This window comes from Sedimenticola hydrogenitrophicus (assembly GCF_025175675.1).
Lineage (GTDB): Bacteria > Pseudomonadota > Gammaproteobacteria > Chromatiales > Chromatiaceae > Sedimenticola > Sedimenticola hydrogenitrophicus.
On the sequence record NZ_JANIOA010000005.1, the window covers coordinates 1 to 17295 of the forward strand.

General features: G+C 60.9%; 16 protein-coding genes and 3 tRNA genes. 7 read left to right on the forward strand and 12 right to left on the reverse strand.

Annotation, left to right across the window (positions count from 1 at the left end):
* Positions 1 to 80: 80 nt before the first annotated feature.
* The 3 genes from NPX02_RS04170 to NPX02_RS04180 form a co-directional block, all read right to left on the reverse strand.
* Positions 81 to 156 (reverse strand) — tRNA-Thr (locus NPX02_RS04170).
* A gap of 46 nt (positions 157 to 202) precedes the next feature.
* Positions 203 to 276, reverse strand: a tRNA-Gly gene (locus NPX02_RS04175).
* A 44-nt stretch (positions 277 to 320) separates the two neighbouring features.
* Positions 321 to 405 (reverse strand) — tRNA-Tyr (locus NPX02_RS04180).
* 378 nt (positions 406 to 783) lie between these two features.
* Between NPX02_RS04180 and NPX02_RS04185 the strand changes: the two genes are divergently transcribed.
* Positions 784 to 2109, forward strand: coding sequence for an OmpP1/FadL family transporter (locus NPX02_RS04185; protein WP_260292027.1), 1326 nt, complete (start codon positions 784 to 786; stop codon positions 2107 to 2109).
* Positions 2110 to 2514: 405 nt separating this feature from the next.
* On the opposite strand, the gene NPX02_RS04190 is transcribed toward NPX02_RS04185, so the two are convergent.
* Genes NPX02_RS04190 through NPX02_RS04200 form a run of 3 tightly spaced genes read right to left on the reverse strand, consistent with a single transcriptional unit; the run spans position 2515 to position 6148 of the window.
* A complete protein-coding gene (locus NPX02_RS04190; RefSeq protein WP_260292029.1) occupies positions 2515 to 3855 on the reverse strand; it encodes a sigma-54-dependent transcriptional regulator in 1341 nt (446 codons plus the stop codon).
* Positions 3852 to 5303 carry a sensor histidine kinase gene (locus NPX02_RS04195; RefSeq protein ID WP_260292030.1) on the reverse strand — a complete coding sequence of 484 codons (1452 nt, stop codon included), beginning with the start codon at positions 5301 to 5303 and terminating at the stop codon, positions 3852 to 3854. Before NPX02_RS04195 ends, NPX02_RS04190 begins: the two co-directional genes overlap by 4 nt.
* Positions 5300 to 6148, reverse strand: coding sequence for a substrate-binding domain-containing protein (locus NPX02_RS04200; RefSeq protein ID WP_260292032.1), 849 nt, complete (start codon positions 6146 to 6148; stop codon positions 5300 to 5302). The genes NPX02_RS04195 and NPX02_RS04200 overlap by 4 nt, the downstream gene beginning before the upstream one ends.
* 519 nt (positions 6149 to 6667) lie before the next feature.
* On the opposite strand from NPX02_RS04200, the gene clrA reads away from it, so the two are divergent.
* The 6 genes from clrA to NPX02_RS04230 all read left to right on the forward strand — a co-directional run bounded on the left by clrA (position 6668) and on the right by NPX02_RS04230 (position 12552).
* Positions 6668 to 9412, forward strand: coding sequence for a chlorate reductase subunit alpha (clrA, locus tag NPX02_RS04205; RefSeq protein WP_260292034.1), 2745 nt, complete (start codon positions 6668 to 6670; stop codon positions 9410 to 9412).
* Between the two features lie 11 nt (positions 9413 to 9423).
* Positions 9424 to 10404, forward strand: a complete 981-nt coding sequence (gene clrB, locus NPX02_RS04210; RefSeq protein ID WP_260292037.1) for a chlorate reductase subunit beta — start codon at positions 9424 to 9426, stop codon at positions 10402 to 10404.
* A gap of 8 nt (positions 10405 to 10412) precedes the next feature.
* Positions 10413 to 10976 (forward strand): molecular chaperone TorD family protein, encoded by a 564-nt coding sequence (locus NPX02_RS04215; protein ID WP_260292042.1) that lies wholly within the window; start codon positions 10413 to 10415, stop codon positions 10974 to 10976.
* A 1-nt stretch (position 10977) separates the two neighbouring features.
* On the forward strand, positions 10978 to 11694 hold the full coding sequence (locus NPX02_RS04220) for an ethylbenzene dehydrogenase-related protein (RefSeq protein ID WP_260292044.1): 717 nt from the start codon (positions 10978 to 10980) through the stop codon (positions 11692 to 11694).
* A gap of 326 nt (positions 11695 to 12020) precedes the next feature.
* Positions 12021 to 12248 (forward strand): ParD-like family protein, encoded by a 228-nt coding sequence (locus NPX02_RS04225; protein WP_260292046.1) that lies wholly within the window; start codon positions 12021 to 12023, stop codon positions 12246 to 12248.
* Entirely contained in the window at positions 12226 to 12552 is a 327-nt protein-coding gene (locus NPX02_RS04230; protein WP_260292047.1) for a type II toxin-antitoxin system RelE/ParE family toxin, read from the forward strand. Before NPX02_RS04225 ends, NPX02_RS04230 begins: the two co-directional genes overlap by 23 nt.
* 193 nt (positions 12553 to 12745) lie before the next feature.
* On the opposite strand, the gene NPX02_RS04235 is transcribed toward NPX02_RS04230, so the two are convergent.
* The 6 genes from NPX02_RS04235 to NPX02_RS04260 form a co-directional block, all read right to left on the reverse strand.
* Positions 12746 to 13393: a class I SAM-dependent methyltransferase gene (locus NPX02_RS04235; RefSeq protein WP_260292049.1), complete on the reverse strand. Its 648-nt coding sequence runs from the start codon at positions 13391 to 13393 to the stop codon at positions 12746 to 12748.
* 6 nt (positions 13394 to 13399) lie between these two features.
* On the reverse strand, positions 13400 to 14281 hold the full coding sequence (locus NPX02_RS04240; RefSeq protein WP_260292051.1) for an alpha/beta hydrolase: 882 nt from the start codon (positions 14279 to 14281) through the stop codon (positions 13400 to 13402).
* Between the two features lie 309 nt (positions 14282 to 14590).
* Complete coding sequence (locus NPX02_RS04245) at positions 14591 to 14974, reverse strand: carboxypeptidase-like regulatory domain-containing protein (protein WP_260292053.1); 384 nt, start codon at positions 14972 to 14974, stop codon at positions 14591 to 14593.
* Between the two features lie 28 nt (positions 14975 to 15002).
* A complete protein-coding gene (locus NPX02_RS04250; RefSeq protein ID WP_260292056.1) occupies positions 15003 to 16175 on the reverse strand; it encodes a trans-sulfuration enzyme family protein in 1173 nt (390 codons plus the stop codon).
* Positions 16172 to 16723: a peroxiredoxin family protein gene (locus NPX02_RS04255; RefSeq protein WP_260292058.1), complete on the reverse strand. Its 552-nt coding sequence runs from the start codon at positions 16721 to 16723 to the stop codon at positions 16172 to 16174. The genes NPX02_RS04250 and NPX02_RS04255 overlap by 4 nt, the downstream gene beginning before the upstream one ends.
* Positions 16720 to 17295, reverse strand: a complete 576-nt coding sequence (locus tag NPX02_RS04260; RefSeq protein WP_260292059.1) for a hypothetical protein — start codon at positions 17293 to 17295, stop codon at positions 16720 to 16722. Before NPX02_RS04260 ends, NPX02_RS04255 begins: the two co-directional genes overlap by 4 nt.

The window sequence follows — 17295 nt, forward strand, 5'->3', positions numbered from 1 at the left end:
TCGACTCAATCTCCGAAAGGTTCGCTCTTAAACTTATGACAAATAAACCCGCGCACGATGCGTGCCCGGGACTAGATTAATGGAGCCCATGAGCAGATTCGAACTGCTGACCTCACCCTTACCAAGGGTGTGCTCTACCAACTGAGCTACATGGGCCTTGCACTACGTACCATCATAATAAGCCCTGCCGAAGGACTTGATATGGAGCGGGTGATGGGAATCGAACCCACGTATTCAGCTTGGAAGGCTGAAGTTCTACCATTGAACTACACCCGCGCTGCCAAGCGACGGATCGCTTACCACAACCACTACAAATTCGGTGGTGGAGGGGGGAGGATTCGAACCTCCGAAGGCGGAGCCGTCAGATTTACAGTCTGATCCCTTTGGCCACTCGGGAACCCCTCCACGAAGCCCGGCATTCTGCTTGATCACAGGGGTGGTGTCAATATCTTTTCCCAGAATTTAGCGAACTATTCGCCCCCGCCAATCCGCCTCCACGCGGCACACAAAACCGCGCATTCATTCACCCCTTCCTGCGGTACTCTACCGGCCTTAGGGAAAACCTCCATACAATCGAATCAATTCACCTATAATATCCATTAATATATATAAGTTACTAATATTCTAATATTTTTTCTAGTTGACATGGGACAAATCGGTGCGCATTATGACGACGCAGACAATAAGAAGAACAGCAATACCAAGACAACTAAAAACAGTAGTAATCACTATGCCGCAGCCACCCCGATGTAGTGCCAGGCATAGTAGCGGAGGAAATAACAAATGCATTTCAAGAAACAGCTGCTCGTGACAGCGATCTCTTCCCTTTTCGTCTCCGGCGCCTGGGCCACCAATGGCTACTTTGCCCATGGCTACGGCATGAAGGCCAAGGGCATGGGTGGCGCCTCTACCGCCATGGCCGCGGACACCTTTGGCGGTGCGAACAACCCGGCCAGCATGGTCTGGGTAGGCGACCGCATCGATCTGGGGGCCGACCTGTTCAGTCCGCGACGCGAGGCATCCCGGCAAAACAGCACAGGTTTTGGCGGGGCTTATGACGGCGAATCCGATAGCGACAGGAATTACTTCCTGATCCCCGAGTTCGGCTACAACAGGATGATCAACCCGAACCTCTCACTGGGCGTCTCGGTTTACGGCAACGGCGGGATGAACACGACCTACAAGTCATCCACGCTCACGGGACCGGCGTTTGCCCCTTCCTGCGGCGGAGCGACCTCGAACCTGCTGTTCGGCTGCGGCAAGCTCGGTGTCGATCTGATGCAGTTGGTTATCGCGCCGACAGTGGCATACAAGGTGAACGATCATCACTCCATCGGCATCTCGCCTCTAATCGGCTACCAGCGGTTCAAGGTCGACGGGCTGCAGGCCTTCGATGAACTGGGCTTCACCAGCAGCCCAGGCAACGTAACCAACAAAGGCTATGACGATGCGACCGGCTTCGGGGTCCGTCTGGGCTGGATGGGCAGGCTGACCGATACGGTCTCGATCGGCGCGGCCTACTCGTCCAAGATCAACATGACCGAGTTCGACAAATACAAGGGCCTGTTCGCCGAACAGGGTGACTTCGACATCCCGGAGAACTACAACATCGGCATCGCTGTTCAGGCTACGCCGAAGCTCACCGTCGCCTTTGACGTGCAGCGGATCAACTACAGCGACGTGAAATCCATTGCGAATCCGGTGACCGCAAGCCTGTTAAGCCCCGGCCCGGCCGGGGATGGTCTGGGCAACGATACGGGCTCGGGGTTCGGCTGGGAAGATCAGACGATCTACAAGCTCGGCCTAGAATATGAATACAACAAGGACCTGACCTTGCGGGCTGGCTGGAACCACGGAAAATCGCCCATCGACGGCAATATCGACGACACCTCGTTCAACATCCTGGCCCCGGCCACCGTCGAGGATCACCTGACCCTGGGCTTCACTTACCGCACCTCTACCGGGGGCGAGTGGACCATGTCTTACATGCATGCCTTCGAGAACTCGATTACCGGTGCTTCCGCCGCCTCGCTGCTAGGCGTGGGCGGCACGGAAACCCTGAAGATGTACCAGGACTCGATCGGCGTCGCCTACTCCTGGAAGATGTAACACGCCGGCCGACGGCAGGCCGGGCCAGCCTGGCCCGTCCATCGGCCCAAACAAGAAAAACCCCGCGCGGACTGTCCGGCGGGGTTTTTCTTTCTCTGCGATAAAACACGGAGTTCCGGCGTACCTACCCACCCGAGGTGTCCATTAAGGTCCCTCCAATGCACCACGAAGGACACAGAGGTTAAACTGAACAAGGTAACGCAGCGGATCATTGGCGCGGCCAATGCACTCAACCCCTCTCGGTCCCGGAAGGCACCGCTTACGGACCACAGGATGGAGGAGTGGTACAGGGATGTACCGTTTACGGACCCGAGGATGAAATCCGCCGGAGAATCTTCTGCTTTCTCCGTGCTCTCTGTGTCTCCGTGGTGCGGGTAGGGGCGAGTAGTTAGCTTCCGGCACCGACTATTTATCCGGCGCGGCCATCTGATGTTTACGCATTTTTTGCCAGAGATTCTTGCGGCTGATGCCCAGGTCGTCCGCCGTATCGGTGATCCGCCAGTTATGGGCGGCGAGGGCCTGTTCGATATAGCGTTTCTCGCAGGCATCGAGGTGGGAGACCAGGCCGTCACCGGAAAGAAAAGTGGATTCTTCGGCGGAAGAGGTGTCGCCAAGGGAGAGGATTTCCGGATCCAGTCTGGGTCGATCCGCCAGGATGCAGGCACGCTCTATGCAATGCTTGAGTTCCCGGATGTTGCCCGGCCAGGCATACGACACCAGGGCGCGCTCCGCGTCGGGATTGAAGTGGAAGGGGGGGCCGCCTTTCTTTATCGAGTGCTGTTCGGCAAATTGACGGGCCAGCCAGAGGATATCCTCACGCCGCTCACGCAACGGCGGGACGCGCAGGTGGATGACGTTGATGCGGTAATAGAGATCCTCGCGAAAATCGCCGGACTCCACCAACTGCGCCAACTCCTGGTGGGTGGCGCAGACGATCCGCGCGTTGCTGGGGATCGGGGTTTCACCGCCGACTCGGGTCACGTAGCGCTCCTGGATGGCGCGCAGCAGCTTGACTTGCATGGAGAGGGGCATATCCCCCACTTCGTCCAGAAAGAGCGTGCCATTATTCGCCTGTTCAAAATAGCCGTGGCGCCGCTTGACCGCGCCGGTAAAGGCGCCCTTCTCGAAGCCAAACAGCTCGGCCTCCATCAGCGATTCCGGTATGGCGCCGCAATTCACCGCCACGAAGGGAGTGGATGCGTCGGGATCGCTCAGTTCATGCAGGAACTGGGCAACCCGCTCCTTGCCCACGCCGGATTCGCCGGTGATGAGTACGGTGCAATCCGACCCCGCCAATCTGCCCAACGTCTGCTCGATATGACGCATGGCGCTGGACATGCCCAACGAAAAACCGGCCGCGACGGTCTCATCAAGGGGCCCCGCCAGTTCGCGCATTCGCTGTACCAGATCATCCACGTCAAGCGGCTTGGCGATGTAGTCGGCGGCCCCCAGCTTGAGCAGGCGCACCGCCTGGTCGATTACCCCGTAGCCGGTCATGAACAGGAACGGTGGACAGTCGGTCCGGGACTGCCTCAGTCTCAGGAACAACTCCTCCCCGCTCAGATCGGGCAGGCGGATGTCGCTGACCACAACGCCGAACTTATGGCGCTGCAAGGCCTTCAGCGCCTCCTTGCCTTGCTTGTACCAGCGGAAGTCGAATTCCTCCATCTCGAATCGCTCGCACAGCGCCTCGCCCATGAGTTCGTCATCCTCTATCAGACAAACACTCACCAATGTTGATTTCATGCCGGGTCTCCGAGGGGAAGATTCACTGTGAATTGAGTCACGCCACCACGGCTTTCCGCGCTGATCTGGCCTTTCTGTTGGGTGACGATCTGGTAGACGATCCACAAGCCGAGCCCATGGCCCGATTCGCGATTACCTACAAAGGGCTCGAACAGATGGTCCACCACCTCCGGCGGAATGGTTTTGCCGCCATTCTCGGTGTGCAGAAGCAGCTGATCGCCGGCAATATGGATCGTGCACCGTACCTCACCCGAACGATCCGAGGCCTGGATGGCGTTGAGCGTCAGATTCATCAGGATCTGCCGTACCAGGGTGGCACGCAAGGGCACGGGCCGTTCGATATTGCTGTCGATCTGGAGGGTCACCTGGCACTTCCTGGTCTCCGCCGCCAGCAATTGATGGATATCCTCGACATCCTGCGGCGCGAAGTCCCGGGCCTTGCCCTTGGCCTCCACCAGCATGGCATTGACGATTTCGTGAATCTGATGCAGACCACGTTCGATCATCGATACGGTTGCCAGTGCACGTTCATCTTGCCCGTTGCGGCGGCGGAAATTGTTCAGCGCCACCAGCATGCCCCCCAGGGGATTGTTGATCTCGTGCGCGATGCCGGCGGACAACCGGCCAATCGCGGCCAGGCGTTCCGCCCGGATCATCCCCTGTTCCAGGCGGGCTCTGTCCTGTAAAAACTCGACCATGAGTTCATAGGCCTCGAACAGCCGCCCAAGCTCATCCCGGTGAGTATAGTTTTGCGGTAGCAGGTGGCTCGCCCGGCCCTGCGCCATATCGACAATACTGTTGGTCAGCTGCACCATCGGGACCGCGGTGCGGCGGCCCCAGAACCAGTTGATTGGCAACAGGATGGCCAGCACGACCAGGCCTATCCCCAACCCGCGCCAGGCGACGCTGTAAAAGCGCGCCAACAGTGCCTCCTTGGAATGTACGGTGACCAGGGTACCCAGATAGGCGCCGGTATCGACAATGGGCGTAGCCACGTAGATGCGGTGAAACTTCGCCAGCTCCAGGCTTCGTGTCTCCAGCCCGGCATCGGTTGCAATCCAGTCCACCAGCCGGCGGTACTCTTCACCGCGCTGTCGAATATCCGCGAGCAGCGGTAGCGTTTGAGGCTGGCTGGAGATGAAGACCTTTTGTTCCCTGTCCAGAACAAAGACCAGTTCCGGCCGGAGTACGTTCGATTCCCGCCCGCCATGCAGCGACGCCCTGATGATTTCGGTGGCTTGCCACACGTCATCATGCAGCATGGCGGGAAACAGGGTCTGGGCAAGGGTTCCGCCCAGGCTGGAAGCACTGCTCACCAGGTCGCTTCGGACATCATTATATGCCTGGACCATCATCGATGTGGAAATCGCCAGGGTGGTGACGACAATCAGCAGGCTCCCCCACAGCGGTATCTTCAGGCGAAAGCTCAGGTCGAAGGGCGATCTCATTTTTTACCGACAACCTGCATCATCTGATCGACCCGGTCATAAAGCGATGGCTCACCGGCGATGAAACCATCAATATTGAGCCGTCGCAACAACGACCGCCCTTCCTCGTTCACCATCATCTTGAGCAGCAGCTTTTGCATGGTACGGAACTCGGTCTCGCTCACCGAGGGCCGGGCAACCAGGGGGGGGAAACCGTACTCGGGTGACTTGGAAACGATGCGGGTGCCCTGTGCCAGCTCGGGCGTGGTTTTAAGCAGGGTGTCCCAGACATGGCTGCTGACCGCGCCACCTTGCGCCACGCCGAGCGCCACCGCCTCCATCACCTTGCGATGAGAAAAAGTAAAAAATGTCTTGCTGAAAAAATGATCCGGGTCCTCGCCGGACTGGGCAAGCAGGTAGCGCGGCGTGAGATACCCGGTATTGGAGTAAGGGTCGGCATAGGCGAACAGACGGCCCTTCAGCTGGGCGAGGGAAGTGGTCTCGGTGTCTGCCGCCGGTACGATCAGGTATGACTGGTAATAGGGCCGGCCCTGGTAGAGCGGTACCGCGAGCAGCTTGACCTGGCCCTTGAAATAAACGAAGGGGTAGTCGCAGATCCAGGCATAGTCGAGCTTCTCGGCGCGGAGCAGATCCATCGTTTCGATATAGCTGTTGCGCCAGACGAACTCCACCGGCCGTTCCAGCTCCCGCTCCATATAGAGGCGCCACTCCTCGATCACCCGGTATTGATCATTCGGAATCGTCGGCGTCAGTCCGATACGAATCGGGCCGGCTCCCTCGACCGCGTCGGTCGCAGAAACCGTGAACAGCACGGCAAGGATGAACATAAATCCGGCAAAAACCATTCGCCATCCCGCGTAATGGTTACCGCGTGGTAACGCAATAGGACGGGATACGGACTTCGTCGGGTAGTTGGTTGCAGGATGGTTACGCATAGATGGCCTTTGGTTCGTTTTGTTACCGCGCGGTAACGTTACACATGATATCAATCGGCGCATCCCTGCCTGGGTTCGGCGTTTTTCAAGACGGTCGTCATAAACTCAATTTGTTCGCCTGCGAATCCTTAAGAAAACAACTATATAAAACCATGACATCCTTTTGGCAAGAGAATTGCGTTTATGTCGCCGAGGTGGCGAAACGCCTGGGCACTTGATTTTCTGGCGCATACAACGTGCCACAAGGGATTGTCAATATCGCCTCCTGTTATTGTTGACCATCGCGGCAAGAGAGGCCAGCGATTCATCACCAAACCGAAACACCACTATTGGATAGATACAGGGAAGTTTCAACCGAGATTTACTGAACATGCGTTATTTACAGCAATTGAGATCCTGCGTCTTTGAACCGAACCCGGGAGTAAAATCATGACCAATCAAAAGGACGGCATCGGCCGTCGAAAATTCCTTCAGATGTCCGGCACGGCGCTCGCCACCCTCGCGGTGCCGCCGAGCGTGTTGGCCTTCTCGAAGATCCAGCCGGTCGATGACCCGCTCAAGTCGTATCCCTACCGGGGCTGGGAAGACCTTTATCGCAAGGAGTGGACCTGGGATTCGACCGGCTTCATCACCCACTCCATCGGCTGCGTGGCCGGCTGTGCCTGGAAGGTCTATGTCAAGAACGGCATACCAATGCGAGACGAGCAGGTGAGTGAGTATCCGCAGCTGCCCGGCATCCCCGATATGAACCCGCGCGGTTGCCAGAAGGGCGCGGTCTACTGCTCCTGGTCGAAGCAGCCGGATCACCTCAAGTGGCCCCTGAGGCGCGTCGGCGAACGCGGCGAGCGCAAGTGGAAGCGCATCTCCTGGGACGAGGCCTTCACCGAGATCGCCGACAAGATCATCGACACCACGCTGAAGGAAGGACCGGGCAACGTCGTTATCCCCAAGCGCCCCTTCTCGGTGGTGGGCAACACGGCCTATACGCGGATGGCGAATCTTCTGGGCGCCATCAAGCCGGACGTCTCCTCCATGACCGGCGACCTCTATCCCGGCATGCAGACGGTGCGCAACCCGGCGCGTACTGTCTCCACCTTCGACGACTGGTTCACCTCCGACCTGATCCTGATGTGGCACAAGAACCCCATCGTCACCCGCATCCCGGATGCCCACTTCCTCACCGAGGCACGCTACAACGGCGCGCGGCTGGTCAATATCTCGGCCGACTACAACCCCTCCTCGGTCCACGCCGACCTGTTCGTACCGGTGGCCTCGGGCACCGACTCGCACCTTGCCGCGGCCATCGTCAATGAACTGATCGCCGGCAAACACTACAAGGCGGACTACCTGAAAGAACAGACCGACCTGCCCTTCCTGGTGCGCACCGACAACGGCAAGTTCCTGCGTGAGTCAGATTTCAACAAGGACGCCAGTGACGAGGTCTTCTACGTCTGGGACAGCAAGAGCGGCAAGGCGGTACTCGCCCCCGGTAGCATGGGTTCCAAGGAGAAGACCCTCAAGCTCGGCGCCATCGATCCCGCGCTGGAAGGCACCTTCAAGGCCAACGGCATCGAAGTCACCACGGTGTTCGAGCGTCTAAAGGCCGAAATCGCCCCCTACACCCCGGAGGCCACCCAGAAGACCACCGGCATCCACCCTTCCGTGGTGCGCGAACTGGTCGGCATGATCGCCGAGTCCAAGGCCATGCGTATCCTTGATGGCTACAACAACCAGAAGCATTTCGACGGCTTCCAGTGCGGTCGCCTGAAGATTCTCATCCTCACCCTGATCGGCCACCACGGCACCACCGGCTCCATCGACACCACCTACGAGGGCTGGAAGCTGGAAGGCAAATCGGCGCTGGGCAAGGTCGAGGGCAGGAAGGGGCGCAGCGTCTCCATGGTGCTGGCCCAGTGGGTGTGGGGCGAGCAGTACAAACGCTCCAAGGCCTACTACGATGACGCGCAGTTGAAGGAGCAGATTGGCTTCGGCGTCGACGACATGGAGGCGATGCGCAAGGAGTCCGAGGCCAGGGGCTGGATGCCCAACTGGCAGTCGATCAAGAATCCGACCGTCTACATCAACGGCGGCATCAACACCTTCGCCACCTCCAACGGCTACCAGCACCTGCGGGACAATTTCCTCAAGCGCTGCGAACTGTTCGTGGTGGTGGACCTGCGCATGCTCTCCGCCGCCATGTACGCCGACATCGTGCTGCCGGCGGCGGAAAACACCGAAATGCTGGACATCCGCGAGACCTCGGTGACACGCTTCATCCATCTCTTCGGCCGGCCGGTCCAGCCTATGTATGAGCGCAAGACCGACTGGCAGATCATGGCCGGGCTTGCCGCCAAGATCCAGGAGCGCGCCCGGGCGCGCGGTATCACCCGGGTTGAGGATCCGGAGATCAAGGCCTGGATCGACTTCGACAAGATCGGGGATGAGTTCACCATGAACGGCGCCGTCGCCAGCGACGAGGATGCGCTGCGCTTCGCCATGGAGAAGTCCAAGGCGCTCGGTCCGGGCACCTACGAGGAGATCATGAAGAAGGGCTTTGTCGCCGTGGGACCCTCGGCCGGCAAGACCGGCCCAGTGCCCAAGGACAAGCCCTATCGGCCCTTCACCGTCAACGTCACGGAGAAGAAGCCCTACAAGACGCTGACCGGACGGCTGCAGTTCTACATCGACCACGAGTGGTTCCAGCGCTTCGGCACAGAGGTACCGAAGCCGCAGTTCGGCGGCGGCGTGGTGGGGCCGAAGAAGTACCCCTTCGTGCGCAACTCGCCGCACACCCGCTGGGGTATCCACTCCTACTACCGCAACGACCCCTGGCTGCTGCGCCAGCAGCGCGGCACCCCGGATGTGCGCATGAATCCGAAGGCGATGGCCGCCAAGGGCATCAAGGACGGCGACACGGTACGGATCTTCAACTCCTCGGGCGAGTTCTTCGCCATGGCCAAGGCCTTTCCGGCCCTGCCCGAGAACATGCTCTTCAGCGAGCACGGTTGGGAGCAGTACATGTACAAAGGCATGACCCACTACAACTTCGTCAGCGCCGAGTTGATCAATCCCCTGGAACTGGTAGGTGGCTACGGACACGTCAAGTACAAGTCGGGCGGCTTCAACCCGAACCGCATCTTCCATGAAACGACGGTTGACGTCGAGAAAGCCTGAGGAAAAAGATTATGAGTCAGCGACAATTAGCTTACGTATTCGACCTGAATAAATGCATCGGCTGCCATACCTGCACCATGGCCTGCAAGCAGTTATGGACCAACCGTAAAGGTCGTGAGTACATGTATTGGAACAACGTGGAGACGCGGCCCGGCATGGGTTATCCCAAGAATTGGGAGCAGAAGGGCGGCGGATTCAAGGACGGAGTGGTCCGCACCGACGGCAAGATCCCGCCCATGGCCGACTACGGCGGGGTGTGGGAGTACAACACGGCCGAGGTGCTGATGAAAGGGAAGGGCGATCAGGTCGTTCCCCACGAGAAACCGACCTACGGACCCAACTGGGACGAGGACGAGGGACAGGGCCAGTTCCCGAACAATCACTACTTCTACATGCCGCGCATCTGCAATCACTGTTCGAACCCCGCCTGCCTGGCCGCCTGCCCGCGCAAGGCGATCTACAAGCGCGAGGAGGACGGACTGGTGGTGGTCGACCAGGAGCGCTGCCGCGGCTACCGCTACTGTGTCAAGGCCTGCCCCTATGGCAAGGTGTACTTCAACCTGCAGACCGGCAAGTCGGAGAAGTGCATCGGCTGCTACCCACGGGTCGAAAAGGGCGAGGCGCCCGCCTGTGTCAAGCAGTGCACGGGGCGCATCCGCTTCTGGGGTTATCGCGACGACAAGGATGGCCCGGTTTACAAGCTGGTGGATCAGTGGAAAGTCGCGCTGCCGCTGCATGCCGAGTACGGCACCGAGCCCAACGTCTTCTACGTGCCCCCGATGAACGTCACGCCGCCCCCGTTCGAGGAGGACGGCCGCCTGAAGGATGAACCGCGTATCCCGCTCGCCGACATTGAGGCGCTGTTCGGTCCCCGCACCAAGGAAGCGCTGGCGACGCTGGGACGGGAAATGCAGAAGCGCCGCGAGGCCAAGCCGTCGGAACTGACCGACATCCTGATCGGCTACACCAACAAAGACAGGTATGGCATATGAACGCGATGATGAATAACACCGAAGCCCTGGCCGGGGGCTATCTGGCGATGGCACAACTGTTCTCCTACCCGGACGATGCCTCGTGGCAGAAGTTGACGAGGCACGGCCTGGTCGGCCCCGGGTTGACCCGGGAGAAACTGGAGACCGAGTACCTGGACGCCTTCGAGACCGGCAACGACGGCTCCCCGGTACCTCTGTTCGAGGGGTTGAACCGCCGCGAGTTGGGCCGCGAGGGCATCCTTGAGGACTTGCTGCGCTTCTACGAGTTCTTCGACGCCAAGCTCAGCGAGTCCGACCGGGAGTATCCCGACCACCTGACGACCGAACTCGAGTTCCTGGCCTGGCTGTGCATGAAGGAGCATGCCGCCAGGCAGGAAGGCGGCGATGCCGAACCGTACCGTCATGCGGCGCGGGATTTCCTGGACCGTCATACGGGGGCCTGGGTTTCCGGGTTCCGCGAAAAACTGGAAGCGACCGGTACCGTCTACGGCGAGTTCAGCGCAACCCTGGATGAGTTGGTACGGCAGCATCGTGCCCTGCTTGAGGAACAACAAGATGAATCGGAGGCGTGACATGAAACTTGCCCGTTATGCAAAAAAACTCTCCCTGCTCATGCTCTGCTCCGCCGCGGCACTGAACGCCACGGCCTGGGCGGCGCCGGCCGAAACCGGCGCGCGCACCCTGAGCGCCCTGGCGGTGAAGGCCGGGGTGGATGCCCGGTCTCCGGGGGCGGCGGTGTGGAAGCAGGCGCCGGTCACCCAGGTTGACCTGCAACCGGCGTTTCCGGGGCATCCCTCGATCGTCGGCACACCGGCGACCCATCGGCTCACCGCCCAGGCGGTCCAGGCCGGTGACATGCTCTACGTGCGTCTGCGCTGGAACGACAAGACCGCCAATACCGAGATGGCGGATACCGACCGCTTCCTCGACCAAGTGGCGATGCAGTTCCCGCTCAGCGGCGAGGTTACCACCACCCCCTTCATGGGGGATGGCAATAACCCGGTCAACATCTGGCACTGGTTCGCCGATGGCCGCACCGAGAACCTGTTTGCACAGGGATTCGGCACGGCGACACCGGTAGCCACCAAGGAGCTGACCAGCAGCCATGCACGCAACGGCGACGGCTGGGATGTGGTGTTGGCCCGGCCGCTGGCGGTGAAGAGTGACGAAGGTGTCGTGCTCAATGGCCGTAAATCGGTGCCGGTCGCCTTCGCGGCCTGGGACGGCGACGGGCAGGAGCGCGACGGCTTCAAGGCGGTCACACTCGAGTGGTGGCAGCTGCAGTTCTGAGCAAGACCAAGCCCCCGGCAACCGCCGGGGGCTTTCATATTTGTATCCTCCCTCCTTTGGGGCCGGCAAGGCCCCTTTTTTCATTCCCCAAACGGGCATTGCCGGATAGCCTGTGCCGCCGTGCCGCGCCGCCGTCATCGCCTCAGACAGACCACCAGAAAGCCACCCCAACATCGTAGCTGAAAGGAATTTAGTTGGGGTTCGCAGGCCCACCTCAACGAACTCCTCATATTTACGTGTTGACACGTCCGCCATCTCCCACTATATTTGCGACATAGTGCGCTAATACGCGATAATTTGTTGCATTTATGGGTGGAGTAACTGAAATGGCTACCAGCGTTCGGTTAGATGATGAATTTGTGGGTGAGGCACAAGTTTATGCGCAGGCAAGCAAACGCTCCGTGCCGAAACAGATCGAGCACTGGGCTGAGATTGGCAGGATGGCTGAAGACAACCCGGATCTGCCATACAGCTTCATTAAGGAGGCGATCATCGCTACCGCGGAAGTAGAAACCGGAAGGGTTACGAAATATGTCCGCGGAAAACGCGATTGAAGTATTCGAAACGCCGACCTTCAAGAAGGCGTTCAAAAAACTCGCCGAGCGGGAAAAGGTCGCGGTCGAGGATGAAATCGATCTGATCATCGCCGACCCGGAGCTTGGCGAACTAAAGAAGGGAGACCTTTCACACCTCAGGGTCCATAAATTCAAACTGAACGACGCCCAGGTCCTGCTTGGCTATTCATGGAAAGCGGCCGAGCTTAAATTGTATCTGTTAACCATGGGTCCCCATGAAAATTTCTACAAGGCAGCGAAAAAACGCCGGCCGGCCGATTTGAAATTTATTGATAGTCCCTAATTCTACTTTGTCAGATTCTGGTACTGTGTGGATAGCTTCCGGGTGAAAGTATTCTAAGACACGCCGTAAACCCATCCCTGGGGGCTCGACGGCGGCATCCCTGCCGCCGACGGTCTTGGAATCCTCCCACCCGAAAGCCCCGAGGAAGCCTATCCGAATCAAGCTGACAAAGTAGAATTATGCCGCTTCTCTATTACCTCCTCAGGCAGACCGCCAGTAAACCACCCCAGGGGATTTGCCTGGGTAACCACGTCTCGGCAATGCGGGCGAAGCGGCCGCCCCGAGGCAGGAAGATGGCACTGCCCATACTGACCGCGACGGGGCTGGGGGCGAGCCTGGGCATCCACTCCTCTCTTATCGCTTTCGCGCTGTCCCAGCGGGCGCCCCGGTATGCGCCCCGGCCCTGTTTTTCCCAATACAGCAGGCTGTGCCGGTTGAGCAGGCCGAGCACCACGGCATGGCGGGTAACCCGCCACATCTCCCGCAGGGCGGCGACCGGGTCATCCACGAAACAGAGACTGGTGACGGCGCTGCTGTAGTCGAACTGGTTATCGGCAAACGGCAGTGCCCGGCCGTCGCCCCGCAGGTAGGTGATGTTGCCGCCCTCACCCGCCGCGTAGGCGAGCGCTTGCGGGTCCGGATCGATACCGCTGACCGCCAGGCCCAGCCCGGCAAAACGGCGGCTGAAGTGGCCGGTTCCGCAGCCCACATCCAGGAGTGACGCGCCGGCAACCGGGTTCAACAGATCACCCAGCAGTGCGAACTCCCGGTCACCGATCCAGCGTCCGCGCGGGGTGTGATACCACGCCTCGTAGGCCGCCGGATCGGTGATGCCGTTCATGGCCGGTTACTCGTTGATGAACTCGATGGCGCGCTCCACCAGCTCTTCGGCATAGAGGTCACGGAAGGAGTGGTCGGCGCCGTCCAGCACCGCCAGCTCGATGGTACCGGCCTCCGCCATGGGGGCCAGTATCTTGTCCAGCCCCTTGACCACCTGATCCTCGGTGCCGGCGAACACCAGCACCGGCTGGCTGATTCCGGGCAGCAGGTAAGGGGTATCCTGGCGCGGTTCCGGGGCATAGTAGGAGACGAAGGCCTCGGCGGTGACGCTGGTCCCCTTGCAGTAGATGAAATCGGTCTGCTCCATCGGCATCTTCGCCTTGCCGGCGGAAACCAGGGCCTGGGCCAACGCCAGCACCGGTGCCAACGGCTTGGCGTAACGCTTTTCATACTCCTCGGCGGCGTATTCCGGGCTCCAGGTCTGCGGCGCGACCAGGATCAACTTCTTGACCACCGGGTCGCCCTGCCCGGCAGCAAACCAGGCGGTCTGGTTGCCGCCCCGGGAGTGGCCCAGCAGCACCACCTGTTGCGCCCCCTGGCGTTTCAGCCACTCCAGCCAGAGCCCGATCTCGGTGACCGCATCCTCATGTTTGTGGGCGTGAGGTGTGGCGCACTCATAGGGACCCTGCCGGTCGCTCAGGCCCAGACCCAGGTTGATCGCCAGGGAACTCAAGCCGTTTTCCTGAAACAGCGTCTGCAGGGCGGTGATGATTTCGCTCTGGTTATGCGACAACGTGCCATGGGTGATGAGTATCATCGGTCCGGCGGGCCAGTTTTCGGTCTTTTCAAGCCGGGCATTCAGGGTCAGGCCGGCGTGGCTCAGGGTCACCTCCGCGGCGTGGGCCTGGGCAAGAAACAGTGCGGCTAGCAGAAGAATATAACGGGTCACGTGTTTACCTCTCTGGTCTGATTTTTTATCAACTCAAAGTTTCGGAGTTCGCAGTACTTGTAGGGTGGATAAGCATCAGCGCATCCACCATGAATCGGATGACGGTGGATGCGCAAGCTTATGCCATCCTCAGGTCCGTAAACGGTACATCCATGTACCACTCCTCACCTTACGAAATCAGCGATTCGGGCTTTGTGACAATCCTATAGGGGTCGGAGTCAAATTTGATGGACATCGCTGTATGAAATGCCCCGTTTCCTTGATCAAATTTGACTCCGACCCCTGTCCTGTCGCCACCGCATCGCCGGGTCAATCACAATCGTCCTCCGCACTCCCGGTCTGATCCTCCGCGAAGGCCTCATTCACCAGTTGAACCTTGATCGCCACATCGTCGGCGCCAACGCCGATCCCCCGGGTCCAGCGGTTGACATAGCCGGACTTGAACGCCCCGAGATCGAAGCTGCCACGCTCGACGGTGAAGCGGAAGCGGCCATCGGCTCCGGTATAGACACTGCCCAGGGTGATCCGGCTGTCCGCGTCGACCAGGATGATCTCCACCTTCGCCAGGCGTTCATCCCCGTCCGCCACGACCCCGGACAGGGTGGCGGCGTGGAGTGGCGCAAACGCCAACAGCAGCATCGCCCAGGTGCCGTGGCAACCCAACCCGAACCGTCTTTTTGTCCTATCCATCATGCGGGTCTCTCCGGCTGTCGGCCATCATTTAATCCAGCGCCTGTTGCAGGTCGGCGATCAGGTCGCCGGCATCCTCCAGCCCCACCGAGAGGCGCACCATGGCACCGCTGATGCCGCGGCGCGCGCGTTCATCCTCGCTCAGGCCGTGGTGGGTAGTGGTCACCGGCTGGGTCACCAGGCTCTCCACCCCGCCCAGGCTGGCGGCAATGGAGAACAGCTTAAGCCGGTCCACCACCGCGGCCGTGCCAGCCGTGTCGGCATCAATCTCAAGGGTGAGCATGCCGCCAAAGCCGCTCATCTGGCGGGCGGCGAGGTCGTGGTCGGGGAAATCGCCCAGACCGGGATAGAGCACGCGGCGAATGCGCGGGTGGCGCGCCATGGCGTCGGCGATCGCCTGGGCCGTGGCGTTCTGCTGGCGCACCCGCACCACCAGGGTGCGCAGGCTGCGGGCCAACTGGCTGCAGGTCTCCGGCGCCGGCATCGAGCCCAGGTTCTTGCGCCAGCCCCAGATCGGATCGAGCAGCGCCTTCGACGCCATCAGCGCACCGGCGGTTAGGTCGCTGTGACCGCCCAGGTACTTGGTGGCGCTGTGTACCGCGAAATCGGCGCCCAGCGCCAGCGGCTGCTGGTTGACCGGCGAGGCGAAGGTGTTGTCCACCGCCAGCAGCGCGCCGTGGGCGTGCACTTGTTCCGCGATCGCGGCGATATCGAACAGCTCCAGGGCCGGATTGGTGGGCGTCTCCAGGAACACCAGGCGCGCGCCCGCCGCCAGCAGCCCGTCCAGGCGTTCCAGCTCGGAACCGAGGATCAGGTGGGTCGGGATGCCCAGCAGCGGCAGCTGTTCGGCGATCAACTCCAGGGTGCCGCCATAGGCGTCGCCGATACAGACGATCCCCTCCCGGCCGTGGGTCAGAAACAGGGCCGCCTCCGCCGCCATACCGGAAGCGAAGGCGAAGGCCGCTTCCGCCCCCTCCAGGCTGGCCAGTTTTGCCTCCAGCGCCTGGATGGTGGGGTTCAGCCCGTAGCGGGTGTAGAGACTGCCCGCCTGGCGCCCCTCCACCACGTCGAGCAGCGCCGCGGTATTGGCGAACTTGAAGGTGGTCGTTGCATAAATCGGGGTGTGCGGACTGCCGTGGCTGTCGGCCAGTTCGCCGGCGTGGACACAGCGGGTGGCGAGTTGTTGTGCTTTTGTTTCGGTCATCGGTCGCTCCCTGAGAGTGGTCTATCGAAAGTAGTGTTCATGTTGCGCAGTTCGAGTACCGGTTGCAATAATGCCGGATCGTCCCACTCGCGCCCGCCGATGGCGCGGTAGGCGATGCGTCCCTGCGGATCCACCACGAAGGTGGTGGGCAGGCCCCGGATCGGCCAGGCGCCGCTGACCGAGCCGTCGCTATCGAACAGAATGGGGAACTCCACCGGGTAGCTGCCGGTAAACTGGAACACGCTATCCGCATCCTCACCGACATTGACCGCCAGCAGCGCCACCCCTTCGGGTTGCAGCCGCTCCCAGGCGCGCTGCATGGAGGGCATCTCCTCGCGGCAGGGCGGGCACCAGGTGGCCCAGAAGTTGACGATGACCGGCCGGCCGCGCAGATCGGCGAGGCGAACAGCGTTGCCGTCCAGGTCCTGCAGGGTGAAGTCCGGGGCCATCGGCCGCGCCTCGACCGGGGTCAGGGTCTGCGCCGCCGTGGCGGTGAGCGGCAGCAGCAGTAAGGCAAGCAGCAGGCGCATCAGGTTCTCTCCTTTCATAATTGACGATCAGGGGCGCACCGCATCCCCGCGAAACGCAGATGCCGCGCTATATTGGCTTGCCGCCAATCGACTTCAAGATCAAAGCTGGCGCCCGGCGCGAGGTTGAAGGTCACCATGCCCATGTTCCAGTCACCGGGTTGAAAGCGCTGCCGGGTGGGGAACAGCGACCAGCGAAAGGCGACACGGGCCGGTTGGGCGACCTGCAGCCGTCGCCACTCCTGTTGCCAGTCGGCCTCCAGGCGCAACGGCCGGGGGCTCCCCCGCGCCGGTATCACCCGCCAGCCGGACAGGTCCAACTCAATGGGGGCGTCGGCGTCGTTATGGACGACGGCCTGGAAGACGCAGGCCAGGGCCACCCGTTCCGCCTCCCCGGGCCGGAACCCCCGTCCCTGAAAATAGGCGCGGGACTGGTCCGGCAGGCGCTGGTTGAAGCTGAACGAGACGCCGTCACCCCGCCAGGACCAGCTCTCCAGGCCCGTCTCCGGATCGCGGGCGTGCTCGACGCCGGCTTGCGCGGCGGTACTGAGCAGCACCACTCCGAGCGCCGCGCCAATCACGTGGTTCGCCAT